The organism is Novosphingobium sp. GW821-FHT09E05, from assembly GCF_059416165.1.
In genome coordinates, this window is record NZ_JBWKOQ010000001.1 from 2,294,352 (window position 1) to 2,320,390 (window position 26,039).

Here is a 26,039-nt window from a genome sequence, read left to right on the forward strand (position 1 = left end):
GGCCCCGTTTTGCGTCGAACCGTCATTTCAGTCACTTGCGCAAGAGACGAATAGAACATAATAAGAACTTATGCCTCAAACGCCCATGATGGAGCGGCTCGCGATTCTCGCCGATGCCGCCAAGTACGACGCTTCCTGCGCCTCGTCGGGCACGGCGAAACGCGACAGCCGCGACGGCAAGGGGCTGGGCTCGACCGAAGGCATGGGCATCTGCCATGCCTATGCGCCGGACGGGCGCTGCATCTCGCTCCTCAAGCTGCTGCTGACCAACCACTGCATCTTCGACTGCCATTACTGCATCAACCGCAAGAGCTCGAACGTCGCCCGCGCGCGCTTCACACCGCAGGAGGTGGTGGACCTCACGCTGTCGTTCTACCGGCGCAACTATATCGAGGGGCTGTTCCTCTCCTCGGGCATCATCAAGTCCTCCAATCACACGATGGAGCAGCTGATCGAGGTCGCGCGGATCCTGCGCGAGGAGCACGCGTTTCGCGGCTACATCCACCTCAAGACCATTCCTGAGGCCGATCCCGAACTGGTCGCCCAGGCGGGCCTGTGGGCCGATCGCGTCTCGATCAACGTCGAGCTGCCCACCGAGGCCGGGCTCGCCCGCCTCGCGCCCGACAAGAACGGCGCGACGATCGAGGGCGCGATGGGCAACCTCTCCGATTCGATCGTCGAGGCGAAGGATGCGAAGAAGCATTTCCGGCATGCCCCGCGCTTCGCACCCGCCGGCCAGTCGACGCAGATGATCGTCGGCGCCGACGGGGCGAGCGACGCGCAGATCGTCGGCAAGGCCAGCACGCTCTACGACCGGTTCGCGCTGCGCCGCGTCTACTACTCGGCATTCAGCCCGATCCCCGAGGCAAGTGCGGTGCTGCCACTCAAGCGCCCGCCCTTGATGCGCGAACACCGGCTCTACCAGTCCGACTGGCTGATGCGCTTCTACGGCTTCGCGCCGCATGAGGTGCAGCAGGCGGCGGATGCGGATGGGATGCTGCCGCTCGACATCGATCCCAAGCTGGCGTGGGCGCTCAAGTTCCGCGAGCGGTTCCCGGTGGACGTCAACCGCGCCCCGCGCGAGGACCTGCTGCGCGTGCCGGGCCTGGGCACCAAGGCGATCGCGGCACTGCTGACGGCGCGGCGCTATCGCACGCTGCGGTTGGAGGACGTGGGCCGGTTGACCACCTCGATCCGCAAGCTGCGCCCCTTCATCGTCACCGCCGACTGGCGTCCCACCCTGCTCACCGACCGCGCCGACCTGCGCGCCCGGCTCGCGCCCCCGGCGAAACAGATGGAGCTGTTCGGATGATCGCCGCCGACCTCGCCGAGCCCGACGACTTCGAGGCCTGGCGCGACGAGGCGCGGCGGCTGGTCGGCCAAGGTGTCGCACCCGATGCGGTGGCGTGGAGCGATGGCGACGGTGCGGGCGATCTCTTCGCCGTCCCCGCCGCGCCCGGCGCTGCGCAGGTCCGCGAAGTACGCGCCAGCCGCGCTTTCATGGACCTTGCCCGCAGCGCCATCCTGCACAGCGATCCCGGTCGCCTGTCCCTGCTCTACCGCGTGCTCTGGCGGCTACAGGACCAGCCCCGCCTGCTGGACGATACCGCCGACCGCGACGTTGCCGCGCTGGAGCGGCTGGCCAGGCAGGTGTGCCGCGACATCCACAAGATGCGCGCCTTCGTCCGCTTCCGCTCGGTAACCGACGAGGACGGGATCGAGCGCTTCGTCGCCTGGTTTGAGCCCGACCACCGGATCGAGCGCGCCAATGCGGATTTCTTCGTGGCTCGCTTCGCCAGCCAGCGCTGGTCGATCCTGACCCCGCGCCTTTCGCTGCACTGGGACGGCATGGCGCTCCTCGAAGGCCCGCCTGCCGAGCGGACCGATGCGCCGTCCGAGGATGCCACCGAAGACCTCTGGCTGGAATACTACCGGTCAACCTTCAACCCCGCGCGGCTCAAGGTGGGCATGATGGTCAAGGAAATGCCGCGCCGATACTGGAAGAACCTGCCCGAAGCACGCGAGATTCCCCACCTGATCGCCGGCGCCCACAAGCGGGAGGCGGCGATGATCGCCACCGGCGCCAGCCTGTTCGAGGAAGTTCCGCCCGCCACCCTCAAGGCCGTCGCCGAGGGCATCGCCCAGTGCCGCCGCTGCGCGATCGGCTGCAACGGCACCCGTGCGGTCATGGGCGAAGGGGCTGCCCACGCCGACCTGATGATCGTGGGAGAACAGCCCGGCGACACCGAGGAGCGCGACAACCGCCCCTTCGTCGGCCCCGCCGGCCAGTTGCTGGACAGCGCGCTCGCCGAGGCCGGGATCGACCGCGCAGCGGCCTACGTCACCAATGCGGTCAAGCACTTCAAGTTCGCCCCGCGCGGCAAGCGCCGCCTGCACCAGACCCCGACGGCGGGCGAGATCGACATCTGCCGCTGGTGGCTCGACGGCGAGCGGTCGCTGGTGAAGCCCCGCGTCATCCTCGCGCTCGGCGCCAGCAGCGCGCGCGGTCTGCTCGGCCGCACCCCCTCGATTAACAGGGAGCGCGGTCAGGCACTGGCGCAGGGCGACGGCACCCTGGTATGGCTGACCGCCCACCCCAGCTACCTCCTGCGCCTCGACGGCGAAGCCCGCGAGCGCGAACATGCCAGGTTCGCGGACGATCTCGCCGGGTTGGCGGAGGTACTGGCGAAAACCTGAGACCGCGCGCGCCCTTCCGTTCGTGTCGAGCGAAGTCGAGACCCGAACGGAAGGGCGTGGTGTCTCGACTTCGCTCGACACGAACGGAAGGGGGTGTTCGGATCACCCCCAAACGACCGCAATTCCGCCAGCACAAACTTAACCCGTCGTCCCCGCGTAGGCGGGGACCCCGCTTGTTCCTTCGGCCTCGCAGAAGAAAGCGGGACCGCCGCATCCGCGAGGGCGATGAAGTGTTTGTGGGATAGGAAGGATTGCCGGCCCACCGCACAAATCCCCCGGTCTCCGGGGTAATCCGCGCCGCGGGAACCACCCACGCTTTCCACCGCTTGTGACAGCGGAAGGAACCGCCCATGCCCGCACGCGCCTACTGGAAAGGCCAGATCCGTCTGGCCCTCGTCTCGATCCCCATCGAGGTCTACCCGGCGACCCGCTCGGGCGCTGCGATCGCGTTCCACCAGATCCACGAGCCGAGCGGCCAGCGCATCCGTTACGAGAAGGTCGCGCCCGGCGTCGGCCCGGTCGACCGCGACGAGATCATCAAGGGCTTCGAAGTCTCCAAGGGTAGCTACGTGCTGCTCGACGAAGAGGAGATCGAGGCGGTCAAGATCGACAGCCGCAAGACGCTCGAACTCGTCCAGTTCGTCGATTCCGACGAGATCGACGTGCTCTATTACGAAAAACCCTATTTCGTCGTCCCCGCCGACGACCTGGCGGAAGAGGCCTACATCGTCCTGCGCGAGGCGCTGCGGGCCAGTCGCAAGGTCGGGCTCGGCCAACTGGCGGTGCGCGGGCGCGAGCAGCTGGTCTCGATCAAGCCGTGCGGGCGCGGGCTGGTCATGGAAGTGCTGCGCTACGCCGACGAGGTCCACAAGGCGCAAGGCTACTTCCGAGACATCGAGGACGGCAAGCCCGACGCCGACCTGCTCGACCTCGCCACGACGCTGATCGACAAGAAGACCGCGCCGTTCCACCCGGCCGAATTCCACGACCGCTACGTCGATGCGCTCCACCGCCTGATCGACAAGAAGGCCAAGTCCAAGAGCAACAAGCGCATCCTCGAGGACGTCGAGGCACCGTCATCGGGCAAGAGCAACGTCATCGACCTGATGGCGGCACTGAAGAAATCGGTCGGCGACGGCGGGACCACCAAGGCGGCCAAGAGCGCGAAGCCAGCGGCGGCGGCCGAAAAACCCGCCGCAAAGAAGGCGCCCGCCAAAGCCGCTGGCAAGCCCGCGCCCGCGCCAACCCGCTCCCGCAAGCGCGCCTGAGCCATGGCCCGGCGACCGACCACCACCGCCGCCGATCCGGGCCGGGACCTGCTGGCCGAGTACAATCGCAAGCGCGATTTCAACAAGACCGCCGAACCCTCCGGCAAGCGCGCGGCGGGCAAAAGCGGCAACAGCTTCGTGGTCCAGAAGCACGCCGCGCGGCGCCTGCACTGGGACTTCCGGCTGGAGGTCGACGGCGTGCTCAAGTCATGGGCGGTGACGCGCGGCCCCAGCGCCGACCCGGCCGACAAGCGCCTCGCCGTGCGCACCGAGGACCATCCGCTGACTTACGGGGGCTTCGAGGGGCTGATCCCCCAGGGTGAATACGGCGGCGGCACCGTCATGCTCTGGGACCGCGGCACTTGGGCCCCGATCCCGGGCAAGAGCGCCAAGGACATCGAAGAGGGCCACCTCCACTTCACCCTCGAGGGCGAACGGATGAAGGGCGAGTGGCTGCTGGTGCGCATGAAGGGCCGCCCCGGCGAGAAGCGCGAGAACTGGCTGCTGCGCAAGGTCAGCGACACCCATGATACAGTCGGCGACACGCTCGTCGAACAGGGTCTCACCAGCGTCCTCACCGGCCGCACCATGGCCGAGATCGAGATCGACAAGGCCGGCACCCAGTCGCTCAAGGGCAAGAAGGGCGACGCCTTCACCAAGGCGATGCAGGCGGCCTCCACCCACACCCAAAGCAAGGCCAAGCCGAAGGCCCGTCGTAGATCCCCCGGCACGCCGCCGAAATTTCGTCCGCTCCAGCTCGCCACGCTGGTCGACGCGGTGCCCACGGGCAACCTGTGGATGCACGAGATCAAGTTCGATGGCTACCGCGCCCTCATCGCCGCGGTGGGCGAAGCCGTGCAGGTCCACACCCGCAGCGGCCTCGACTGGACCGACAAGTTCGGCCCCCTTGCCGCGCACATCGCCGCGCTCGACCTGCCGCCCTGCCTGATCGACGGCGAGGTCATCGCCCGTAACGCCGAGGGCAACCCGGACTTTTCCAGCCTGCAATCCGTGCTCAAGCGTGGTCACGGCAGCCAGACGCAGGACGACAAGCTGGAATTCCACGCCTTCGACCTGCTCGAAATCGACGGCGAGGACCTGACCGCCCTGCCCCAGATCGAGCGCAAGGAGCGGCTCGAAGCCCTGCTCGCCGACGCGCAGCCGCCGGTCTTCGTCGCCGACCACGTCATCGGCGCGGGCGAGAGCCTTTACCAGGCGATGTGCGGCGCCGGGCAGGAAGGCATCATCGCCAAGCGCGTGGACGCAGCCTATTCGGGCAAGCGCAGCCGCTCATGGGTCAAGGTCAAGTGCACCCGCCGGCAGGAGTTCGTCATCGTCGGCTGGTCCAGATCGAACGCCAAGGGCCGGCCGTTCTCCTCGCTGCTCCTGGCGCAGTACGAGGGCGACAGGCTGGTCTATCGCGGCAAGGTCGGCACCGGCTTCAATGGCGACAGCCTTGCCGACATGGCCGCCCGGCTGGACAAGCTCGCGCGCAGGACCGCGCCTCTGGAGGTCGACCGCACCGAGGCGCGCGGGGCAAGCTGGGTGACGCCGAAACTAGTTGCCGAGGTCGCCTTCGCCGAACTGACCGCCGAGGGCCGCGTGCGCCACGGCAGCTTCCTCGGCCTGCGAGGAGACAAGGACGCCAGGGCCGTGACACCTGAAAAACCGCAGGCCGCGCCGGTGGCGGAGATCGATGTGAAAGTCACCAACCGCGAACGCGCGATCTTCGAAGGCGGCCAGACCAAGGGCGACCTCGCCGACTACTACGCCGCCATTGCCCCGCTCATGCTGCCCTTCGCCGCGAACCGGCCGATCAGCCTCGTGCGATGCCCTCAGGGCCGCGCCAAGAAATGTTTCTTCCAGAAACACGACAGCGGATCGTTCGGCCCGCACGTCTCGCAGGTCCCCATCCGCGAGAAGGACGGCGGCTCGGAAGACTACCTCTACCTCGCCGACGCAGCCGGGCTGGTCGCCTGCGTACAGATGGGCACGATCGAGTTCCACGGCTGGGGCGCCAAGGTCGAGGACGTCGAGCAGCCCGACCGCATGATCTTCGACCTCGACCCCGACGAGGGGCTGGATTTCAAGGAATGCGTCCGCGCCGCGCAGGACATCCGCGCGCACCTGTCGGACATCGGCCTCGTCAGCTTTGCGATGCTCTCGGGCGGCAAGGGCGTGCACGTCGTCGTCCCGCTCAAGCGCGGGCACGACTGGGACACGCACAAGGACTTTTCACGCCGCTTCGCCGAGGCGCTGAGCATGGCCGAGCCCGACCGCTTCGTCGCCACCATGAGCAAGGCCAAGCGCAAGGGCCGGATCTTCATCGACTGGCTGCGCAACCAGCGCGGCGCGACGGCGGTCCTGCCGTATTCCGCCCGTGCCCGCGTCGGGGCGCCGGTCGCGGTGCCGATCGCCTGGGACGAGCTCGACGCGGCGAAGGATGCGCATCCGTTCTCGATCGCCGACGCGGACACGCTGGTCGAGCGCGCACAGGGCTTGCGCGGCTGGGGATTTGCCGAACAATCGCTGCCGGAGTTCTGAGCAGCACGGAGTCCCCACCTCAGCTGGCCGAACAAAACCGACCCTCACCCCGAAAGAACAAGGGGGGCCCGCCTTCGCGGGGACGCCGGGACTCACACCGCCATGACACCCGGGTACTTCCCCGCAGTCGCGTGAGCGTCTATCTGCGGCGGGCGACTACAGAAACCTCCCTGCCCAGTGACGACAGAACCCATCAGTGCCGGACTTGAAGCGGCTTTTCTCGACAACCGGGACAAGCTGGTCCGATTCCTGCGCGCGCGCGGAGCGGGCGACGCGGCAGAGGACCTCGTGCAGGAGGTCTGGCTGAAGATCGCCGCCAGCCGCGCCGGTCCTGTCACCTCGCCGCTGTCCTACCTGTTCCGTACCGCCGACCTCGTCATGATCGACCGCTTTCGTTCGGCCCGGCAGGCCGGATTACGAGACCGGGACTGGACACAGATCCATGCCGGGGACCCGCCCGGAACTTCCGCCGAACCCTCGCCCGAGCGCCGCATCGCCGCCGCGCAGGAAGCCGCCAGCGTACTGGCCCTGCTCGACGGGCTGGGTCCGCGCGTCGCCGCGATCTTCCGCCGCCACCGCATCGACGGAGCACCGCAGAAGACTATCGCGGCCGAGATGGGGCTTAGCCTCAGCACCGTGGAAAGCGACCTGCGCGTGGCCTACCGGGCGCTCGCCGAATGGAAGGACCGCGAGAAATGAGGCTCGCTATAAGGCTGGGGACGAACGCCTCCGTCATCGCCGCAGAAGGAGCGCGTAATGGCGAGTGACGGTGCAATTCGGGAACAGGCTCTCGACTGGGCGGTGCGTGCGGGCGACCCCGCGTTCGCCGACTGGGAGGCGTTCACGCTGTGGCTGGAAGCCGACCCCGCCCATGCGCGCGCCTACGACGAAGTCACCGCCGCCGCCACCGACGGCGCCGACCTCATTGCCGAGGCCGGTCCCGCCAACGATGACGTGGTCGAGGACCGCCGCCGCCCCCGCCGCCTGTGGCTGGGCGGCGCCATCGCCGCATCGCTGGCACTGGTCGGCGCCCTGTGGCTGTTCCAGGACCAGAGCCGCGATCTCTACACCGTCAGGACCGCGCTGGGCGAAGCGCGCGCGATAACGCTCGATCCGGGCACCCGCGTGGACGTCGCCGGCGGTACAACGCTCGTGCTCGACCGCAAGGATACCCGCTTCGCCCGGCTCGACGAGGGTCAGGCGCTGTTCACCGTCCGCCACGACGCGGCGCACCCCTTCGAAGTCGCCGTGGGCGAGGAGAAGCTGGTCGACATCGGCACCGTCTTCGACGTGCGCCACGATAGCGGCGGCGCGCTCAGCGTCGCGGTCTCCGAAGGCGCGGTGCAGTTCGATCCCGGCGGCGCCGACGTACGTGTCTCGCCGGGCGAAGTGCTCCGGCGGGAGGCCGGGGCCACCGCTCTCTCCGTGTCCAAGGTCGCGGCCGAACAGGTCGGCGAATGGCGCGAGGGGCGGCTGACCTTCGAAGCGGCTTCGCTCGAGGATGTCGCCGCGCAACTGCGGCGCGCCACCGGGATCGACTACGCCGCCGCGCCCGGCGGCGGCTCGGGCACCGTCTCCGGCTCGATCCTCGTCGCGCCGCTGCGCATGGACCCCGCCGCCCTCGGCCCGCTGCTTGGCGTGTCGGTGCGGGCCGAAGACCATCGCTGGGTCATCGGCTCGCACTGAGGCATGCGCCGGGGCTCCCTGATCGCGGCGGCCACAATGGCCCTGCCCCTGGCCATGCCGGGAACCGCGCTTGCACGGGAGAGCGCGGTTTCGACACGCGCGGGGCTGGCGGGCGACGTCGCGATAGAACTGGCGCGCCAGACCGGATCGAGCATCGTCGTCGCAGACTCCCGGGTGGCAAGCCGCATCGTCCCGGCCTTGCGCGGGCGGATGGAGCCCGCCGAAGCGGTCCGCCGCCTCGCGCAGTCCGCCGGTGGCCGCGTGATCGCGGTCGCACCGGGTGCCTGGCGCATCGAGGCGGCCGCCCCTGCGCGGACACGAGCGCCCCGGCCCGCTCCCGCGCCTTCCGCCCCCTCCATGCCGCCGCCTCAGGAACCCGCCGAGCCGATCGTCGTCATCGCCTCGAAGCGGGAGCTGCGCATCGGGCAGCTCCCGGGGCAGGTCTCGATCCTCGACGGAGCCTCGCTGGAGGCGGGCGGGATCGGCGGTACCGAGAAGATCACCCAGCGCATCGCCACCGTCACCTCGACGCATCTCGGCTCGGGCCGTAACAAGCTGTTCATCCGCGGCATCGCCGACAGCAGCTTCACCGGGCCGACGCAGGCCACCGTGGGCCAGTACCTCGGCGACCTGCGCCTCACTTACAACGCCCCGGACCCCGACCTGCGCCTGTCCGACATGGCCCGCGTCGAGGTGCTGGAGGGACCGCAGGGCACGCTCTACGGCGCCGGGTCGCTGGGCGGCATCATCCGCCTCGTCCCCAACCCGCCGGTGCTGGGCGAGAGCAGCGCCTCGGCCATGCTGGGCGGCTCGCTGACGCAGGACGGCTCGCCCGGCGGCGACGCGGCGGCGAGCCTGAACCTGCCCGTCGGCGAGCACGTCGCCTTGCGCGCCAACGTCGATGCGGCCAGCCTCGGCGGCTACATCGACAAGCCGCTGCTGAAGCGCCGCGACGTCAACCGCACCCGCATCCTCGGCGGGCGGGCAAGCCTGCGGGCCGAGCTCGCGCCGGACTGGACGGTCGATCTCATCGCGCTGGGCCAGTCCACCGACGCGCGCGACAGCCAGTACGCCACCCGCGACGGCGAGCCACCGCTCAGCAGCGAGGCCCGTGTGCGCGAGGGCTCTGACGCCTACTATGCGATGGGCCAACTGGTGATCTCCGGCCGCATCGGCGACATCCACGTGCGCTGCACCACCGGCGCGGTGCGCCAGCACCTTGAGGAGCGCTACGACGCCAGCCTCGATGCCGACAGCCCGCGCCTGTTCTCGCAGCAGAACCGCACCCGCATGATCGCCCACGAAACGCGCGCATGGCAGCCCGAGCGCGGCGGTTTCGGCTGGCTGGTCGGGGCGAGCTACACGCATAATTCCACCGTCCTCTCGCGCGGGTTCGAGACCCAGTTCACCACCACCTCTGCCACGGGCGTGCGTAACACCATCGACGAGTTCACGCTCTATGCCGAGGGCAGCCTGCGCATCCGGCCCGGCCTCACCGCGACGGCGGGCGGGCGACTGACTCATTCCCGGCTTGGCGGCTCCGGCGAGGATGTGCCGCCCGCCATCGCCTTCGCCCGCGCCGAAGTGACCGCCGACCGCTCCGCCACCACCTTCCTGCCCGCGATCGCGCTCAACGCCGAGCTGCTGGAAAGTACTGCGCTCTACATGCGCTATCAGGAGGGCTTCCGGCCCGGCGGCTTCGCCATCGAGAGCGATTTCGTCCGCCGCTTCCGGGGCGACCGCACCGGCACCTGGGAATTCGGCGTGCGGCACGGCCGGCCGGGTGCGGGCACCTTCGACCTTTCCGCCAGCGTCTCCTACACGCGCTGGCGCGACATCCAGGCCGACTTCATCGACAATTCGGGCCTGCCGAGCACCGCGAACATCGGCGATGGGCGGGTCTGGTCGGCCAGCCTGGCCGGCGGCATACAGGTCGCCGCCGGACTGCGCGTGGAGGCGGGGGCGACATGGAACCAGAGCAAGGTGGACCCGCCGCCCGCCGAACTGCTCGCCCTGGTCGCCCGCGCGATCCCGGCGGCCGAGCTCGCCAGCACCGACCTGCTCGATGCCGCGCTCGCCCGCTCGATGCAGGTGCCCAATATCGCGCAGTTCTCCGGCCGCGTCGGGATCGGCTGGAATCATCGGCTGACCGAAGAACTGCATCTCACCGCCAATGGCTGGGGCAGCTATGTCGGCAGGTCGCGGCTCGGCATCGGGCCGGAACTGGGCCGGTCGCAGGGAGACTATCTCGACAGCGGCGCGGACCTGCGCGTCGGCACCGCGCGCTACGGGGTGACGCTGTCGATCGACAACGTCACCAACTCACGCGGCAACCGCTTCTCGCTCGGCACACCCTTCGGCACCGCGCGCGACCAGGTGACCCCGCTGCGTCCGCGCACGATAAGGCTGGGCCTAGACGCGCGGTTCTAGGAGGACCCGCGCCTCTGCGACGTCCAGACAGCAAGTCTCGTCCCTAGCTGTTCGAGCCATCGAACGGAATCCGCGTGGGGGCGCCGCGCCCGCCCATGAAGTTGGCGAGGTTGCGGTGGAGGTTGATGACCTTCTGCTCCTGGTGCGGATTGGGCAGCGGTCCCCGGAACCCGCTTGACTTCATGCCCTTCTGGACGAACTGCATGTTCGAGAAGTCCTGCGCCAAGACCGAGCCCCACAGCTCGCCGACGGGGTCGGCGTAAGTCCACTCGGTCTCGGGGACCTCGCCTTCGGGGAAGCGCTCCAGCGCGTAGCTTTCGAATACGCACTTGTTCGGGTCATCGCCATAGGGGCGCACGCGGTAGCACAGCGCGAACGTCACGCCGTGGAGGATGTTCTGGTTGGGGAACAGCCCCCAGGCGAGCCCGGCCTCGGCCATGACGGCGGGCGGGACCTCGGGCCAGGTGACGCCGCGCGCGGCGTCGTCCTTCCTGGCGCTGGCCATCCAGTGGGCGATGACCTCCTGCGCCGGGGTGCCCTCGGGCAGCTCGTCGACGAGGCGGCTGGCGGCGTTCACCAGCGTCTCGGTCGAGGCAGAGTAGTTCACCGTCTCGTAGTTCTCCTTGATGAGCTCGTAAGTCGACAGCCGCGCATCGTCGCCCTTGCCGGCGCGGGTGGTGCCCGAGCTTTCGCTCATCTTGAACGCGTCGTCGCGGGTGTCGTAGCTCGATACCGAGTGCAGCCCGTACTGCTTCGACAGCGCATAGTAGTTGCCGTAGGCGAGCAGCTGGGTGTGGGTGCCGGCGACGTGGTAGGGTTCCAGGAACGCCTCGATCGCGGTCTTCCAGTTGCAGTCGTAGATCGCCCACTGGCGCCACTTGTAGTGCATCTTGTCGAGCTCGAAGTGCGACAGGATCTCTCCGGCGCGGCCCATCCACTCGCTCAGCGGCACCGCGTCGGGGTCCATGGTCACGTAGATGTAGCCCGCCCAGGTATCGACCTGCACGTCGGACAGGCAGGTCATCTCGGCGGTCAGCTTGTTCTGCCAGTCCTGCGGATCGAGGATGTAGGTGTTCTGCCCGTCTAGGTCGAAGGTCCAGCCGTGGAAGCCACAGATGAAGTTGCGGCGGTTGGAGCCGCGCACGTCGTGGATCTTGCCGGGAAGCATGTCGGGCACCGACACCAGCTGGCGCCCGCGGTGGGGGCAGACGTTGTGGAAGGCCTTGAGGGTGCCGTCGTCCTTCCTGAGGATGATGATCGATTCGTCGGCGACGTCGTAGGTCATCCAGTCGCCGGGGTTGGGCAGGTCGCTCTCGCGCTCGACCATCTGCCAGACCTTGGGCCAGAGGTGCGTCTTCTCCGCTGCGAGGTAGTCCTTCGAAAGGAACGCCTCGGTCGGGTAGGTCGCAAGCACTTCCGCGTCCATGTCGGCGGCGGTGAGGCGGCTGGGTTCGAAGGATTCCGGCTTGTTCATGGTCGTCTCCCTTGACGCCCCGCCCGTCCCTTCGCGCGGGGACATGGTGGCCGGTGCGGCAACACTATTCAACAGCACTGTCTATTAAGCCAAGGTCCGGCCGGTTTCCAGAGCCTACCTTGCGCAACGCCCCGGCGATGCGGCGAGACGCGCCTCGTGCTAACGGAAAGGGAGGAGATGCCCGCCGGCATCCCCTCCCCTCTCACTTTCCGTGAGGGCGAACCCTCCGGATCAGTGCCTTACAGGCCGACGATACCGCCGTCGGTCTTGGTGATCGCGATCAGCGCCGAGCGGGGACGCACGGTCGCGGCCGGGGTGCTGCCGTCCTGCGTGTAGGGCCAGTGGCTGCCCGGCGCCGCGTAGGTGCCTTCCTCGCCCGGATGCTGGATGCCCACGAAAAGGGTGCGGCCGTCCGGGGTCTGGTCGATGCCGGTGATCTCGCACTGGGCGGGGCCGACGAGGAAGCGGCGCAGGTTGGCGGCGGTCGCCTTGGCGCCGACGTAGGTCTTCTGCGTGCCGGTGCCGCCATTGGTATTGGTGATGGTCACCGCGCCGCCGTCACCGACCTTGCCGGGGATCGCGGCGAGCAGCATGCAGTTGGTGCGGTCGGTTAGGGCGCCGTCGTCGGTCTCGATCCACAGCAGCGGATTGATCTGGCCCGATGGGTTGGTCGAACGCGAGAAGTTCAGGCCATCCGGGCTCGAGAAGTCGTTGGCGACGGTGAGGCCAGAGACGTTGACGTTGACCGGATCGGCATCGGTCGAGTCGGCGCCGAACAGATAGATGTCCCACTTGAAGGTGAGCGCGCTGGTGGTGTCGCCGTCTTCGCGCAGGCGCACGATGTGGCCGTTGGGGTTGCCGGTCTGGGCCGTCTTCGCGGCGCCCTTGGGGTCGTTGTACGAGCGCGGGTTGGCGGCGTTGGTGCCGGTCACCGGGCGGAAGGCGTTGTTCGAATTGGTGAGGGTGAGATAGATCTCGCCGGTCACCGGGTTGCCCACGGTCCATTCCGGGCGATCCATCGGCGTCGCGCCCACCGCGTCGGCGGCGAAGCGGGTGTTGACGCAGATGTCGGCCTGGTCGGCGAAGGTGTAGGCGGGGTAGGTGCCGCTGGCCGGGCGGGCCGGGACCGAGCCGGCGACGAGCGGCAGCCACTTGCCGGTGCCGTCCGCGTCGAAGCGGGCGACGTAGAGCACGCCGGCGTCGAGGTACTTGTCACCCATCGCGAGGCGGTTGGTGGCGGTCGCGTCGGCGGCGTCCCAGGTCGCGGTCGAGACGAACTTGTAGAGGTATTCGCCGCGCGAGTCGTCGCCCATGTAGACGCCGAGCTTCTGGCCGGTGGCGATGCGCACGAAGGCGCCTTCATGGCCGAAGCGGCCCAGCGCGGTGCGCTTGCGCGGGGTCGAGGCGGGATCGAACGGGTCGATCTCGACCACCCAGCCGAACTGGTTGGGCTCGTAGCGGAAGTCGGCGGTGGCAGGGGCGGTGGCGCCGCTGATCGTCGCGTTCCAGCGCGTGAAGCGCGTGTCGGTGCTAGACGCGGTCGACCACGAGTAGCTGCCCGAGCGGCTGGTGATGCCGTTGCGCTGGAGCGAGGCCAGTTCGCGCGGCGTGCGCAGGGCATCGTCGGCAGCGTCACGGCGGAAGTAGCCGGCGTAGTTTTCCTCGCAGGTGAGGTTGGTGTTCCAGCCGGTCACGCCGTTGGCGCAGTTGTTGATGGTGCCCCGGCCCGCCTTGCCATCCTTCGAGTAGGCGGTGACGAGGTAGGCCGAGCCGGCGGCCGGACCCGAGAAGCTCATCGGCGTGTTGGGGGTGATGCGGCGGTTGAAGGCACTGTTCTGGACGTAGCTCCAGGTGCGGTTGCCCGAATCCGCGTACTCGACGACCGAGACGCCGTGGCACTCGATCTCCTTGAGCGCTTCGGCCAGCGGGCGGGGCGCGGCGGTGGGGCCTTTGGGGTGGAGGTAGGTCTGGGTGATGTTCTCGTGGTTCTGCACCATGAGGCCGCGCGTGGAGCTGGTCGGCGCGGGCGCGCCGGTGGCAGACATGCCGAAGAAGTGCAGCGCGTCGTGGTGGTCGCCGATGCGCTGGTCGAAGCCGCTGTCGGTGCCGTCGTTGGCATAGGCCGAAACACCGGCGGCGATCGGATCGCCCAGGCGGGTCATGACCGTGACCTTGTAGCCTTCAGGCACGATGGCGACGTCGGCAAGGCTGTGTGCGACGGCGGTGAAGCCGAGCACGGCGGGCGACACGCGCACGGTGGTGGCGGCGCTGGTGGTTTCGCCGTAGGCCGAGGTGGCGGTGTACGTGAAGCCGAAGTCGGTCGCGGCGGCGACGGCCGGGGCGATGAACGTGACGATGCCGGTGGTGCCGGAAAGCGTGACGGCCGGGCCGCTGGTCTGGGTCCAGACCGGCGCGGCGGCGCCCAGGGTTCCCGTGGTGCTGCCGTTCAGCGTGACGACACGGCCGGCGCTGGTGGCCGCGTTTTCGCCTGCCGAGACGGTGACACCGCCCACGCCGCCGCCGTCGCTGTCGCCGTCACCGCAGGCCGCGAGGAGGCTGGTGCCCATGAAAGCCATCGTCGTGGCGCCGGCGCCGCGGAACATCGCCTGGCGGCGCGAGTAGCGCTCGGCGGCCATGCTCTCGAGCGAGCGCTGGGTGGAATCGTTGGTGTCGACGTCGCCGTCGGTGTAGCCGCTGTCGTGCGAAATTTCGGTCATGGTGTCGCCCCTGTTGTTGGTCGCGAGGGCGACAGCTAGGGGCGGTTCATGACAACAACACGCAAGTTCGATGGCAATTCGATGGCGGTATTCCGACGGTCATTCGACTGCGCTGCCGAACGGGTGGTCGCGGGGTTTCGGATGGAAGATTCTCACCCTCACCCCTCGTGGGGATAGACCTCGCCCAGCACACGGCGGAAATGGCCTTCGACCTGGTCGTTGCAGCCGCATGCCCGGTCCTTGAGCCCCTCGCGGGCGAGCACTTCGATGCCGCCGCGCCGGGTGCGAACCATGCCGTCGCGTTTGAAGCGCTGGAGCACGCGGCTGGCGTAGCTGCGGCCGATACCCATCATCGAGGCGAGCTGCTCCTGCGTCATCGTCACGTCGTTGCGGCCGATGCGGTCGACGGCGGCGGACAGCCACTTGGCGGCGCGCTGCTCGATGGTGTGGACCGCGTTGCAGGCGATCGACTGGAATATCTGCGCCATCACGCAGTCGGCGTAGCGGTTGAACAGGTGATCTATCGCCGGGGAGCGGCCCTTGGCGGCATCGAGGTCGCGGGTGGAGATGCGCAGGAAAAGGCCCTCGTGCAGCACGTTGGCGCGGGCGTAGGACGGGAGGGAACCCTGGCTGACGATACCGCCCAGCGCCCCTTCGCGGCCGACGAGAATCGTTTCGACCGCCATGCCGTCGTCCATCTCGACGAAGTAGGAACTCATCGCGCCTTCGGTGGGGAAGTAGCAGTACTCCACGGTATCACCGGGATTGTAGATGATCTCACCGGACTTGAGCCTGCACTCGCCGAGCCTAGGTTCCAGCAGCGCGAGGTCGTCCTGGCGGAGCGCGGACAGCAGATCGCTGCCGGCGATCGCGGCGGCCGACACCGGGCTGGATTGCGGGATTGTGCTCATTGATAGTCCTCGGCCGCGCGGTCCACCCCCGGACCATTCGCAGACAACCCCCGGGCGCGGAGCCAGTTCCCGTCCTTTGCGATCAAAAGTGGACAGACGCGGTAATCTGGCGGTGCTATGCGGCATCTTGTGTGACTGAGGAACATAACCGGCCGGCAAAGGTTCGCATGCCGGGCGTTCCATTCGGCTCGCTTTGAAAACGTGCAAAAGGCCTCTAAGCGGATACCATGCAAGCCGATGTCCCTTCCCCAGTCCCTGACCTGCTGAGCCTCCTACGCACGGCAACCGGCCCTTCGCACGAGCGGCTCGACGCCTCGTTCGGGTCGCTGGATCTCTCCCGCCGTGACGATCTGGCGCGCTTCCTCGCCGCGCACGCGATCGGCCTGGCGCCGATGTTCCCGGTGTTCCGCGCTTTCCTCCAGGAGCGTCTGGGGCTAGACTGTCCCGACTATCCGGCGATGCTCGCCGCCGATCTGGCCGCGCTCGGCGTCGACCGCCGCGCGTTGCCGGTGCTGGACGTCCCCGCCGAAATCGCGCCGATCGGCGCCGAGGCGGGCGTGGCTTATGTGATCTGCGGCTCGCGTCTCGGCCTCGCGATGATCCGCCAGCGCGGCTACTGGGGCGAGGCGCAGGGCTTCCGCTCCGCCTACATGACCGACGGACGCGGGCACGAGGCATGGAAGGCGCTGGTCCCGCTGCTGCGCGGACAGCCCGTCACCCCGCTCGCCGCCGAGGCTGCGGCCGCCGCCGCGCTGACCGCGTTCGAAACCTTCTCCGCCGCCTTTGCCGCCAGCGCGGATGTGCCCACCGATGCCTGATACCATAGCCACGCCCCCCGTGGACCTCACCACCTGCGACCTCGAACCGATCCACGTGATCGGCCGCATCCAGAGCTTCGGCTGGCTGCTGTCGTTCTCCAGCGACTGGATCATCAACCACGTCTCCCTGAACGGCGGCGAACTGTTCGGCCGCGACCCGCGTGACATGGTCGGCCTTTCCGCCACCGAATTCCTCTCGCCCAGCGCGCTGCACGACATCCGCACCCGCCTCCAGATCCTCGGCGGCGCCGGGGCGGTGGAGCGCATCTTCGAGATCGACCTTGTGGGCAACGGGCGCGCCTTCGACGTCGCGGTCCATTCCTCGGGCCGCTCCTTCGTGCTGGAGATCGAGCCGCACGAGACCGGCCGGCGCCGCGACTTCGTCTCCTATGTCCGCCCGATGATCGAGCGCCTGCGCCAGTCGCCGACGATCGAGCAGCTCTGCACCAGCGCCGCGCGCCACTTGCGCGGCCTCACCGGCTTCGACAGGGTGATGGTCTATCGCTTCGAGAACGACGGTGCCGGAGAAGTCATCGCCGAGAGCCTCAACGGCACGGTCGACAGCTTCAAGGGCCAGCACTTCCCGGCCTCCGACATCCCCGCACAGGCGCGCCGCCTCTACACCCGCAACATGCTGCGGATCATCAGCGACGTCGACGACGCCACGGTTCCCATCCATCCGGCGACCGGCCCCAACGGCGAACCGCTCGACCTGTCGATGTCGGGCCTGCGCGCGGTTTCGCCGATCCACATCGAGTACTTGCGCAACATGGGGGTCAAGGCCTCGATGTCGGTTTCGATCATGCGCCGGGGTAAGCTGTGGGGGCTGATGGCCTGCCACCACTACACGCCGCTGGTGCTATCCTATTCGGTGCGCACCGCCGCCGAGCTGTTCGGCGAGTTCTTCTCCTACCTGCTCGAGCAGAAGGAGACCGACTTCGCGGCCGTCAAGCGCGAGGAATCGGTGCGCCTCCATGACGAGATCATGGCCCGCGTCGCCGGCGGCGGATCGCTGCTCGAAGCCTTCGACGAGTTCACCGACGCGATCCGCCACGTCATCCCGTTCGACGGCGTCGTCGGCTGGGTCGACGGGCGCTTCATCGCGCATGGCAGGACGCCCGACCAGGCGCAGTTCACCCAGCTTGCCCGCTTCCTCAACACCGCCGGTGCCAGCACCGTATGGTCGAACGACGCCATCGCCGCGGTCTACCCGGCCGCCGAAGAGTGGGCCGACAAGGCGGCGGGCGTTCTCGCCCTGCCGGTCAGCCGCTCCCCACGCGACTACATCGTGCTGTTCCGCCAGGAACAGGTGCGTGAACTGAAATGGGCGGGAAATCCCGAAAAGCCCCTCGAACTGGGCCCCAACGGCGTTCGCCTCACGCCCCGCAAGAGCTTCGAGATCTGGCGCGAGGAACGGCGAGGCTATGCGCTGCGCTGGACCGACGAGGAAGTCTCGGCGGCGGAATCGCTGCGCATCACGCTGCTCGAAGTCGTGCTGCGCCTGTCCGATGCCGCCCACTCCGAGCGTGAGCAGGCCAGCCGCCAGCAGGACATGCTGATCGCCGAGCTGAACCACCGCGTCCGCAACATCCTCAACCTGATCCGCGGCCTCGTGTCGCAGAGCAAGGAGAGCGCCGAGACGATCGACGATTTCGCCGAGATCGTCGGCAGCCGCATCCAGGCGCTCGCCCGCGCCCACGACCAGGTGACCCGCAAGGAGTGGTCGCCCTCCTCGCTCTACGACCTCATCCGCACCGAGACCGAAGCCTACGCCAGCCAGAGCCTGGACCGCGTGGTGATCGAGGGGCCCGACGCGCTGGTCGCGCCGAACGCCTTCACCACGCTCGCGCTGGTCATCCACGAGCTGACCACCAATTCGTGCAAGTACGGCGCGCTGTCGGACACCTCGGGCGCCATCCGGATCACGCTCAGCCGGGGCGACGACGGCTCGCTCGAACTCGACTGGCGCGAGGAAGGTGGCCCGCCGGTCAAGGTGCCCACCCGGCGCGGTTTCGGCTCGACCATCATCGAGCGCACGATCCCGCACGAACTGGGCGGATCGGCCTCGGTCGTCTACCCGGCCGAGGGCCTGCACGCGCTGTTCCTCGTGCCCGTGGACCATGTCTCCGGCTTCGAGACGCCGGGCGCGCATATCCGCGAAGTCGTGGCCGAACCACCGCAGGCCTCAGAGTTCACCGAGCGGCTGGCCGGCGGCACCGCGCTCATCGTCGAGGACAACGTCATCATCGCCATGGAGGCGGAGGACCTGCTGCGCGGCTTCGGGTTCACCGACTGCCGCGTCGCCGGTTCGGTCGAAACCGCGATGGGTATCCTGGAAGCCGCCGAGGTCAGCTTCGCCATGCTCGACGTAAACCTGGGCAAGGACACCAGCGCGCCCGTCGCCACCGCCCTCAACGAGCGCGGCATCCCCTTCATCTTTGCCAGCGGTTACGGCGAACGCTCGCTCCAGACGGGCGCTTTCCGGGGCGTGCCGGTCGTCACCAAGCCCTACGGCGAACGCGACGTGCGCGCCGCGATCGGCCGGGTGCTGAAAGGGCGGTAAGGCGCCCGATCCTCCCTGTCGCGGTGCAATGGGGAGGATCGAGACTTACGCTCGCAGCCGCGTGCTGCTGCGTTCGGTGTTCCACATCTCCAGCCAGCCGCGGACGTTTTCGTAAGGCATCGGGCGGCAGATGCCGTAGCCCTGCCCGCAGGTGCAGCCCATCGCCACCAGCATCGCCTGCGTCTCGGGGTTCTCCACCCCCTCGGCGACGAGCGGGATGCCCAGGCTCTCGCACAGCACGACGAGCGAGTGGACGAGCGACTGGTCGAACCGGCTCTCGGTGAAGCGCGAGATGAATGAGCGGTCGATCTTGATCTCGCTCACCGCGAACTCCCGCAGGTACCCGAACGAGGTGAAGCCGGCGCCGAAGTCGTCGATCGCGAGCGAGATCCTGTGGTCCTGCAACTGCTCGATCACCCGCCGGGCCTGCGCGGGGTTGGCGATCAGCGCGGTCTCGGTAAGCTCGAGCATGACGCGCGAGGGATCGACCTTGTGGCGCGCGGTGGTGGCGACGACGTGGCTGACGAAGCCCGGCCGCTCGAGCATCCGCGCCGAGACGTTGATGCAGATCGCCGCCTCGTCCAGCAGATGCTGGAGCGCCGCGAACTCGCCCAGCACCACATCGAGGCTGAGGTAGGTGAAGGCTTCCAGGAGGTGCGACTGCTCGACCGTCTCGATCAGCACGTCGGCAGGGATCGGGCCATCCTCCGGGTGGGTCCAGCGCACCAGTGCCTCGAAGCCGAGGACCTGGCCGTCGCGCATGTCGACCTTGGGCTGCCAGTGCCATTCGAAGTCGCGGGTCGCGATGGCCCGCTCGATGTCGCGAAGCATGCCGCCGTGGTCGAGCGAGGCCGGCCGGCGCTCCTCTCCCTGCGCGAGCATCGCCTTCTCGTGCCCGCGCTTGGCCTCGTACATCGCGCCGTCGGCAGCGGCGAGCAGGCCCTCGGGCGAGAAGCCGAGCTGCGGGCACAGGGCGATGCCGATCGAAGCCCCGACGTGCAGCATCCGTCCCGCGTGGACCACCGGCTGCTCGATCATTTCGGTCAGCTTGGTGGCCACCGCCATCGCCGATTCCTCGCCATCGATGTTCTGCAGCAGGATCGCGAATTCGTCGCCGCCCAGCCGCGCGATGGTGTCCACCTCGCGCAGGTGCTCGCGCAGGCGCTTGCCGATGGTGACGAGCACCGCGTCGCCTGCGGCATGGCCGAAGTTGTCGTTGATCTCCTTGAAGCGGTCGAGGTCGACCATGACCACCGCGAAAGGGTCGCCGCTGCGCCGCGCCCGCGCGCAGGCCTGGCCGAGCCGGTCGGAGAACAGCGTGCGGTTGGGCAGGTCGGTGAGCGGATCGTGCAGGCTGCGATGGGTCAGCTCCTCCTCCTGCCGGCGCAGGTCCTCGCGGTACTGGCGCCAGGCCATCCCCTCCTCCACCGAGGCGGCCACCCGCTCGGGCGAGAGCGAGCGCTTGGTGAGATATTCGGTCATGCCCGACTTGATCGAATCCGCCGCGATCTGCTCGTCGGCGTTGCCGGTGACGGCGATGATCGGACAATCGGGGTCGATCTCGCCCCGGATCGCGGGCAGCAGGTCGCGCCCGTCCCCGTCGGCAAGGCCGAAGTCGAGGAAGACAATGTCGAAATGCGCCTCGGGCCGGCGGATCTTCTCTAGCGCCTCGGCCTGCGAGCCGGCCTGCTCGACGGTGATTGCGCGGGGGCCACGATGCAGCATCCGGACCAGCCGCTCGCGGTCGACATCGTCGTCGTCGACGATCAGGGCGTGGATGTTCTGGGTGCCGTTGTGCAGGTGATCCATGGGCGCAAGGGTCCTCCGGGCGAAAGGTGAAGCTAGGGCAGCTGCTGGGTGCGGGCATATTTCCCGATGAAGTCGGCGAGGCGGGCGAACTGCGGGCCGACGCAGGACTTGACCATGTAGCCCGCGACGTGGCCGTCGTAGGCGCGGCAGCGGTCCTGCTCGCGCGCCGAGGTCGAAAGCACGAAGACCACCGTGCGGCGCAGCAGCGGATCGGCGCGCAGCGCGTCGAGGAACTGGAAGCCGTCCATGCCGGGCATGTTGAGGTCGAGCAGCACGATCACCGACGTGTCGAGCTTCTTGCTGGCATGGCTGCCGCGCAGGATCTGCAACGCCTCGCCGCCGTCCCCCGCCGTGACGGTGCGGCAGGGCACGTCGTGCTTGCGGAAGCTGCGCAGCACGCCCTCGATCGCGACGTCGTCGTCGTCGACCAGCAGGACCGTGCAGTTGGCAAGCAGGTCGCTCCCCGTGGTGTCGCATTCGCTGGGCACCCGTGCGAGTTCAATCATCGTCGTTCTCCCTCAGGAGGATGCGCGGCCAGTGGACTTCGAAGCTGGCGCCGCCGAGCTGGCCCCTGCCCTGCGCGGTGACCAGGCCGCCGTGCGCGTTGATCATGCGGCGGGTGAAGGCGAGGCCCACCCCGTCGCCGTCGGTGCCGGGAGAGGCCCGGTGGAACAGTTTGAAGATGCGCTCCTCGCTGCCGGGCGGAATGCCCTGCCCGTCGTCCTCGACCGAGAAGATCGAGAAGCGGCCTTCCTCGCGCAGGGCGATGCGGATGTGGCCGGTTTCGCTCCCGTGGTGCTTGACGGCATTGGCGATGAGGTTGCGCAGCGAGGTGGAGAGCGGCGCACGCGGGGCCATGAGATCGCTGCCGTTGATATCGACCTCCACGGTGAAGCCTTCCGGGATGACCACCATGGCCATCGCCTCCTCCACCAGTTCGCGCGGGTCGATCCGGTGCAGCTTGGGATCGCGCACCCCGGCACGGGCGTAGCTGAGCAGGTCGTCGATCATCTGCTCGCAGCGCTCGATGCGCTGGGTGATGCGGTCGAAGTTGTGGCGCACCGCCTCGGGCAGCGCGTCCTCGCCCCAGACATCGGCGAGATCCTCGCGGATCCACGAGACGAGATCGCCGATCCCCCGCAGCGGCGAGCGCAGGTCGTGGCTGGCGACGTAAGTGAACTCCTCAAGCTGCGCGTTGGTCTGCTGCAGCGCCGATTCCGAGCGCTTGCGGTGCGTGACGTCGCTGACCACCGCCATGAAAAGCGGCTGGCCCGGGTTCTCGAAGCGGGTCAGGGCGATCTCGACGGGAAACTCGCGGCCCGAACTGTGCAGGCCGGTGAGGTCGCGGCCCGAGCCCATCATCCGCGAGGCCGGCGCCGCGCAGTAATCGGCGACGTGGCCGACGTGAGCGGCACGGTAGCGCTCGGGGATCAGCATGTTCAGCGGCTGGCCGATCATGTCCTCGACCGGATAGCCGAACTGGCTGGCCAGCATGACGTTGGCCTGGGCGATGCGCCCCTTGGCGTCGACTACCACGAGCCCCAGCGGCAGCGTCTCGAACATCTCGGAGAAACGCCGCTCCGCCGTGACCTCGCGCGTGGTGTTGCGGACATAGACGACCGCGCGGTTGCCATCGTCGCGGCCCTGCTCGCCTTCGAGCGGGGCCAGCGTCAGTGCGATCGTCGGGCGTGAGCCGTCCGCGGCGTTGAGCACGAACTTGCGGGTCCAGGGATCGCGCTGCGCCGGGGGAGCCTTGAAGAACAGCTCGAACATCTGCCGCAGCGTCTCGGCATCGTCTTCGCAGAACCACACGAACAGCAGGCCGAGACGCAGGCGCTCGGTGTCGGGCTCGGCGAACAGGGTGGCGCAGACGGCGTTGGCCCAGCAGATCACGCCGGTCCGCTCGACGATCATCGCACCGAACGGCGCGTGGGTGAGCGGGGCCTGGATATCGGGCGTGATGTGCATCGCCAGCGTCACGGTTCCTGCCTTGCCGGGAGGGCCGCGGCGCGTGGGAGACACGCGCAGTCGGCACCTGTTACTAAAAACAGGTACAGCGACGGAGTTAGCGATCGGCCAAGCAGCGCCTAGGGAAGCTTCCCTAGACGCCAGCATTAGCAACGATTGCAGTGGTTAACCGGCGACGAACTTCCCGGCGTCCCGGTCCTTGCGGACCTTGAGCCCGTCGAACACCGAGCCGCTCATGGTGATCCACACCCCTGGCCGGGCAGACTGGCAGGTGGCAAAGGCCATGCCGAGGTTGAACGCCGCATCGCTCTCGGCGAAGCGCGCCGGGGCGAGCGCGCCGCACAGAACCACGGTCTTGCCCTCGATGTGGGCGAGCGCGGCGGCGGTCTGGGTCATGGTGTCGGTGCCGTGGGTGACGACGACGAGGCTCTCGGGCGCGCCGGCGATGGTGGCGGCGATCAGCGCGCGGTCCTCGTCGGTCAGCTCGAGGCTGTCCTTGCGCAGCAGCTCGACCACGCGGAACGGATGCGCCACGCGGGCAATATCGAGCAGCTTCGGGATCACGCTTTCGGTGATCCGGTACTCGCTCAGCGCGTCGAAGTACTGCTTGTCGAGAGTGCCGCCGGTGGTGACGACGAGGATGGGGGAGAGCGAGACTGTCATCCGGATGCCTTAGAGCCTGACGGCGGCGTTTCCAATATCCCGTCGTCGCCGCGAACACGGGGACCGCTCACCGGCCCGCAACGCCTCACCGCGCCTCGAGCGCACGCCGTTGAAATGTCCGACCTGCGATCTTGCGCATTTCTCGCCGGTGCCATCCGCGTGCCGGCATGTTACGGAACCGCAGATGACCGCTGCACCGACCGCCGCCCGACACGAACTCGCCGCCGGATGGCCCACCGTGCTGGCCGCCGCGCTGGCGATCGGGGTGGGCATGATGGGCCTCGGCTTCTACACGCTCGGCCTGTTCGTCACGCCGCTGCAGGCCGAGTTCGGCTGGAGCCGCGCGCAGGTGGCCGGCGCTGCGACGTTCCAGCAGCTCGGTATCTTCCTCTCCGCTCCGCTGGTGGGCCGTCTTGCCGACCGCTTCGGCAACCGCCGCATCGCCATCGCCAGCTATATCGCGACCCCGCTCGCCTTCGTCGCACTGTCGCGGACCGGGCCGTCGCTGACCGCGTGGTATGCGCTGTGGCTGCTGCTCTCGCTGGCCGGCTGCGGAACGACCCCGGCGATCTGGGCGCGGGTGGTCTCGCTCCGCTTCGATGCGGGACGCGGCCTCGCGCTCGGGCTGATGCTGATGGGGACCGGCACCGCCGCCATGCTCGCCCCCGCGCTGATCGGCCCGGTGATCGCCGCCCACGGCTGGCGCACCGGCCTGCTGGCGATGGCCGCGACGGTCGCGGTGATCGGCATCCCTGTTAGTCTCCTCACCGGGCGCGACGCCGCCAGGCCGCTGGCCGATCGCCGCGCGCGCGGCCGGATCGAGATAACCGCCGCAACCTCGCGCCTCGCCCTGATCGGCTTCCTGCTCGGCGTGATCGTCGCCGCGCTGATCGTCCATCTCGTGCCGATGCTCGTCGACCGCGGCATTCCCGCCGCCGAGGCCGCGCGCATGGCCGCGCTGATCGGCGTGGCGGTGGTCGTCTCGCGGCTAGTGGTCGGCTGGCTGTTCGACCGCTTCCACGCGCCGCGCGTCGCCTGCCTGTTCCTGACCTCGCCAGTGATCGCCTGCGCCGTGCTCTACTTCGACGGCCCCGCCGTGCCGGCCGCGCTGATGCTGGGCCTCGCCGCCGGAGCCGAGGTGGACATGCTCGCCTATTTCACCAGCCGCTACGCCGCGCTGGAGAACTACGGCGCGACCTATGGGCTGATCCTCGGCCTGTTCAGCCTCGGCGCCGCGTTCGGGCCGCCGCTGTTCGGCTGGGCGGTAGACACCACCGGCAATGCGGACCTCGCGCTCGCCTGTTCGGGCGCGGCGCTGGTCGGCGTACTGGTCCTCATCGCGACGCTGGGGCCGTACCGGCGCGAGGCATAACCGTCGTCGCGCGGTCAGACGGTCTCCAGAAACTTCAGCAGGCCCCGTTCCTCCCGCGTCATCCACTGGGTGCTGCGCGGCAGCGTCCCGGGCAAAGCCAGCGCCCCCGCATCACCCTTGGCGGCGGCGATCACGGCCGGATGGACGTAGGACTTGCGCGCGATCGCCGGCGTGTTGCCGAGGCGCTGGGAAACTTCCTCCAGCAGCGTCCGCAGCGACAGGCCCGGCGTCTCGTGCAGCAGCGAGAAGCCCAGCGTGCTGGCCGCCCAGGTGCGGAAGTGCTTGGCGGTAAAGCCCTCGCCCGCGGGACCGCAATCCATCGTCTCGGCCAGGTATTCGTTGACGTCGTGGCTGTGCACCGGGACCGCGCCGCCCTCCGCGTCTAGGTACTGGAACAAGTGCTGGCCGGGCAGGTCCTGCATCTTGCGCACGCAGCGCACCAGCGCCGCATCGTCGCAGTCGATCTCCTGCAGCTTGCCCGACTTGCCCTTGAAGCGCAGGCGCAGGGTGCCCCGCTCGATTTTCGCATGGCGATTGCGCAGCGTCGTCGCCCCGAAGCTTTTGTTGGTCCTGGCATACTGCTCGTTGCCGACCCGGATCGCGCCGGTATCGAGCAGCGCCACGACCGAGGCGATCGCCCTATCGCGGCCCAGCGTGCGGCCGGCCAGGTCGGCGGCGACGCGCTTGCGCAGGGCCGGCAGCGCCTCGCCGAAGCGGGGGCACAGCTCGAACTTCATCGCCTCGCGGCTCTCGCGCCAGTCGGGGTGGTAGCGGTACTGCTTGCGGCCCCGCGCATCGAAGCCGACCGCGAGCAGGTGGACGTTCGGGTCCGCCGAGAACCAGCAGTTGGCGTAAGCCGGTGGCAGCGCGATCCGGTTCAGGCGGTCGATCTCGTCGCGGTCCTTGATCCGCGTGCCTTCGGCATCAAAATAGGCCCACTTGCCGCCGCGCACGGGCTTGCGGGTGATCCCGGCCGCCGTGTCGTCGGCGAATTTCAGTCGCGGCATGCGTTTGCGCTTTCCGATCAGGCCCTTGCCCCTGCTGAACGCGCCAGCGGCGGCGAAGTTGTCGACGCCTTCGGAAACCGGATGCCTTGCTGGCCGTTCCATCAGCAAAGAA

Annotated in this window: 18 protein-coding genes; 10 read left to right on the forward strand and 8 right to left on the reverse strand. The window is 68.7% G+C overall.

Annotation, left to right across the window (positions count from 1 at the left end):
* The first annotated feature begins 70 nt into the window (after positions 1–70).
* The 7 genes from AC07M9_RS10870 to AC07M9_RS10900 all read left to right on the forward strand — a co-directional run bounded on the left by AC07M9_RS10870 (position 71) and on the right by AC07M9_RS10900 (position 10,625).
* A complete protein-coding gene (locus AC07M9_RS10870) occupies positions 71–1,312 on the forward strand; it encodes a putative DNA modification/repair radical SAM protein (RefSeq protein WP_494883694.1) in 1,242 nt (413 codons plus the stop codon).
* Complete coding sequence (locus tag AC07M9_RS10875) at positions 1,309–2,697, forward strand: UdgX family uracil-DNA binding protein (RefSeq protein WP_494883695.1); 1,389 nt, start codon at positions 1,309–1,311, stop codon at positions 2,695–2,697. Before AC07M9_RS10870 ends, AC07M9_RS10875 begins: the two co-directional genes overlap by 4 nt.
* A 350-nt stretch (positions 2,698–3,047) precedes the next feature.
* Positions 3,048–3,965 (forward strand): non-homologous end joining protein Ku, encoded by a 918-nt coding sequence (gene ku, locus AC07M9_RS10880; RefSeq protein WP_494883696.1) that lies wholly within the window; start codon positions 3,048–3,050, stop codon positions 3,963–3,965.
* A 3-nt stretch (positions 3,966–3,968) separates the two neighbouring features.
* Complete coding sequence (ligD, locus tag AC07M9_RS10885; RefSeq protein ID WP_494883697.1) at positions 3,969–6,509, forward strand: DNA ligase D; 2,541 nt, start codon at positions 3,969–3,971, stop codon at positions 6,507–6,509.
* Between the two features lie 177 nt (positions 6,510–6,686).
* The gene (locus tag AC07M9_RS10890; protein WP_494883699.1) at positions 6,687–7,208 is read left to right on the forward strand and encodes an RNA polymerase sigma factor; all 522 of its coding nucleotides are present in this window, start codon (positions 6,687–6,689) and stop codon (positions 7,206–7,208) included.
* A 57-nt stretch (positions 7,209–7,265) separates the two neighbouring features.
* A complete protein-coding gene (locus AC07M9_RS10895) occupies positions 7,266–8,195 on the forward strand; it encodes a FecR family protein (RefSeq protein WP_494883700.1) in 930 nt (309 codons plus the stop codon).
* 36 nt (positions 8,196–8,231) lie between these two features.
* Positions 8,232–10,625 carry a TonB-dependent receptor gene (locus AC07M9_RS10900; protein ID WP_494883701.1) on the forward strand — a complete coding sequence of 798 codons (2,394 nt, stop codon included), beginning with the start codon at positions 8,232–8,234 and terminating at the stop codon, positions 10,623–10,625.
* A gap of 43 nt (positions 10,626–10,668) precedes the next feature.
* Here the strand turns inward: AC07M9_RS10900 and AC07M9_RS10905 are convergent, their stop codons facing one another.
* From AC07M9_RS10905 to AC07M9_RS10915, 3 genes are all read right to left on the reverse strand, one after another.
* Positions 10,669–12,099 (reverse strand): aromatic ring-hydroxylating oxygenase subunit alpha, encoded by a 1,431-nt coding sequence (locus AC07M9_RS10905; protein WP_494883702.1) that lies wholly within the window; start codon positions 12,097–12,099, stop codon positions 10,669–10,671.
* Positions 12,100–12,338: 239 nt separating this feature from the next.
* The gene (locus AC07M9_RS10910; RefSeq protein WP_494883703.1) at positions 12,339–14,816 is read right to left on the reverse strand and encodes a PhoX family protein; all 2,478 of its coding nucleotides are present in this window, start codon (positions 14,814–14,816) and stop codon (positions 12,339–12,341) included.
* 158 nt (positions 14,817–14,974) lie between these two features.
* A complete protein-coding gene (locus tag AC07M9_RS10915) occupies positions 14,975–15,727 on the reverse strand; it encodes a Crp/Fnr family transcriptional regulator (protein WP_494883705.1) in 753 nt (250 codons plus the stop codon).
* Positions 15,728–15,954: 227 nt separating this feature from the next.
* Between AC07M9_RS10915 and AC07M9_RS10920 the strand changes: the two genes are divergently transcribed.
* A complete protein-coding gene (locus AC07M9_RS10920) occupies positions 15,955–16,545 on the forward strand; it encodes a heme oxygenase-like domain-containing protein (RefSeq protein ID WP_494883706.1) in 591 nt (196 codons plus the stop codon).
* Positions 16,538–19,108, forward strand: a complete 2,571-nt coding sequence (locus AC07M9_RS10925; protein WP_494883708.1) for an HWE histidine kinase domain-containing protein — start codon at positions 16,538–16,540, stop codon at positions 19,106–19,108. Before AC07M9_RS10920 ends, AC07M9_RS10925 begins: the two co-directional genes overlap by 8 nt.
* A gap of 45 nt (positions 19,109–19,153) precedes the next feature.
* Here the strand turns inward: AC07M9_RS10925 and AC07M9_RS10930 are convergent, their stop codons facing one another.
* The 4 genes from AC07M9_RS10930 to AC07M9_RS10945 form a co-directional block, all read right to left on the reverse strand.
* Positions 19,154–20,917: a putative bifunctional diguanylate cyclase/phosphodiesterase gene (locus tag AC07M9_RS10930; RefSeq protein ID WP_494883710.1), complete on the reverse strand. Its 1,764-nt coding sequence runs from the start codon at positions 20,915–20,917 to the stop codon at positions 19,154–19,156.
* 32 nt (positions 20,918–20,949) lie between these two features.
* Positions 20,950–21,423, reverse strand: coding sequence for a response regulator (locus AC07M9_RS10935; RefSeq protein ID WP_494883712.1), 474 nt, complete (start codon positions 21,421–21,423; stop codon positions 20,950–20,952).
* Entirely contained in the window at positions 21,416–22,897 is a 1,482-nt protein-coding gene (locus AC07M9_RS10940; protein WP_494883714.1) for a sensor histidine kinase, read from the reverse strand. The genes AC07M9_RS10935 and AC07M9_RS10940 overlap by 8 nt, the downstream gene beginning before the upstream one ends.
* 153 nt (positions 22,898–23,050) lie before the next feature.
* Complete coding sequence (locus AC07M9_RS10945) at positions 23,051–23,548, reverse strand: asparaginase domain-containing protein (RefSeq protein WP_494883716.1); 498 nt, start codon at positions 23,546–23,548, stop codon at positions 23,051–23,053.
* A gap of 184 nt (positions 23,549–23,732) precedes the next feature.
* Here AC07M9_RS10945 and AC07M9_RS10950 point away from each other — a divergent pair, with 184 nt between their 5' ends.
* Positions 23,733–24,920 carry an MFS transporter gene (locus tag AC07M9_RS10950; RefSeq protein WP_494883717.1) on the forward strand — a complete coding sequence of 396 codons (1,188 nt, stop codon included), beginning with the start codon at positions 23,733–23,735 and terminating at the stop codon, positions 24,918–24,920.
* 14 nt (positions 24,921–24,934) lie between these two features.
* On the opposite strand, the gene AC07M9_RS10955 is transcribed toward AC07M9_RS10950, so the two are convergent.
* A complete protein-coding gene (locus AC07M9_RS10955; RefSeq protein ID WP_494883718.1) occupies positions 24,935–25,927 on the reverse strand; it encodes a DNA topoisomerase IB in 993 nt (330 codons plus the stop codon).
* Between the last annotated feature and the right edge of the window lie 112 nt (positions 25,928–26,039).

What these genes read in the sequence shown, in the direction of transcription:
- AC07M9_RS10870 (WP_494883694.1), top strand. Translation starts at nt 71, where the DNA reads ATGCCTCAAACGCCCATGATGGAGCGGCTCGCGATTCTCGCCGATGCC.
- AC07M9_RS10910 (WP_494883703.1), bottom strand. Translation starts at nt 14,816, where the DNA reads ATGACCGAAATTTCGCACGACAGCGGCTACACCGACGGCGACGTCGAC.
- AC07M9_RS10895 (WP_494883700.1), top strand. Translation starts at nt 7,266, where the DNA reads ATGGCGAGTGACGGTGCAATTCGGGAACAGGCTCTCGACTGGGCGGTG.
- AC07M9_RS10925 (WP_494883708.1), top strand. Translation starts at nt 16,538, where the DNA reads ATGCCTGATACCATAGCCACGCCCCCCGTGGACCTCACCACCTGCGAC.
- AC07M9_RS10930 (WP_494883710.1), bottom strand. Translation starts at nt 20,917, where the DNA reads ATGGATCACCTGCACAACGGCACCCAGAACATCCACGCCCTGATCGTC.
- ku (WP_494883696.1), top strand. Translation starts at nt 3,048, where the DNA reads ATGCCCGCACGCGCCTACTGGAAAGGCCAGATCCGTCTGGCCCTCGTC.
- AC07M9_RS10955 (WP_494883718.1), bottom strand. Translation starts at nt 25,927, where the DNA reads ATGCCGCGACTGAAATTCGCCGACGACACGGCGGCCGGGATCACCCGC.
- AC07M9_RS10950 (WP_494883717.1), top strand. Translation starts at nt 23,733, where the DNA reads ATGACCGCTGCACCGACCGCCGCCCGACACGAACTCGCCGCCGGATGG.
- AC07M9_RS10920 (WP_494883706.1), top strand. Translation starts at nt 15,955, where the DNA reads ATGCAAGCCGATGTCCCTTCCCCAGTCCCTGACCTGCTGAGCCTCCTA.
- AC07M9_RS10900 (WP_494883701.1), top strand. Translation starts at nt 8,232, where the DNA reads ATGGCCCTGCCCCTGGCCATGCCGGGAACCGCGCTTGCACGGGAGAGC.
- AC07M9_RS10905 (WP_494883702.1), bottom strand. Translation starts at nt 12,099, where the DNA reads ATGAACAAGCCGGAATCCTTCGAACCCAGCCGCCTCACCGCCGCCGAC.
- AC07M9_RS10935 (WP_494883712.1), bottom strand. Translation starts at nt 21,423, where the DNA reads ATGATTGAACTCGCACGGGTGCCCAGCGAATGCGACACCACGGGGAGC.
- AC07M9_RS10875 (WP_494883695.1), top strand. Translation starts at nt 1,309, where the DNA reads ATGATCGCCGCCGACCTCGCCGAGCCCGACGACTTCGAGGCCTGGCGC.
- AC07M9_RS10945 (WP_494883716.1), bottom strand. Translation starts at nt 23,548, where the DNA reads ATGACAGTCTCGCTCTCCCCCATCCTCGTCGTCACCACCGGCGGCACT.
- ligD (WP_494883697.1), top strand. Translation starts at nt 3,969, where the DNA reads ATGGCCCGGCGACCGACCACCACCGCCGCCGATCCGGGCCGGGACCTG.
- AC07M9_RS10915 (WP_494883705.1), bottom strand. Translation starts at nt 15,727, where the DNA reads ATGAGCACAATCCCGCAATCCAGCCCGGTGTCGGCCGCCGCGATCGCC.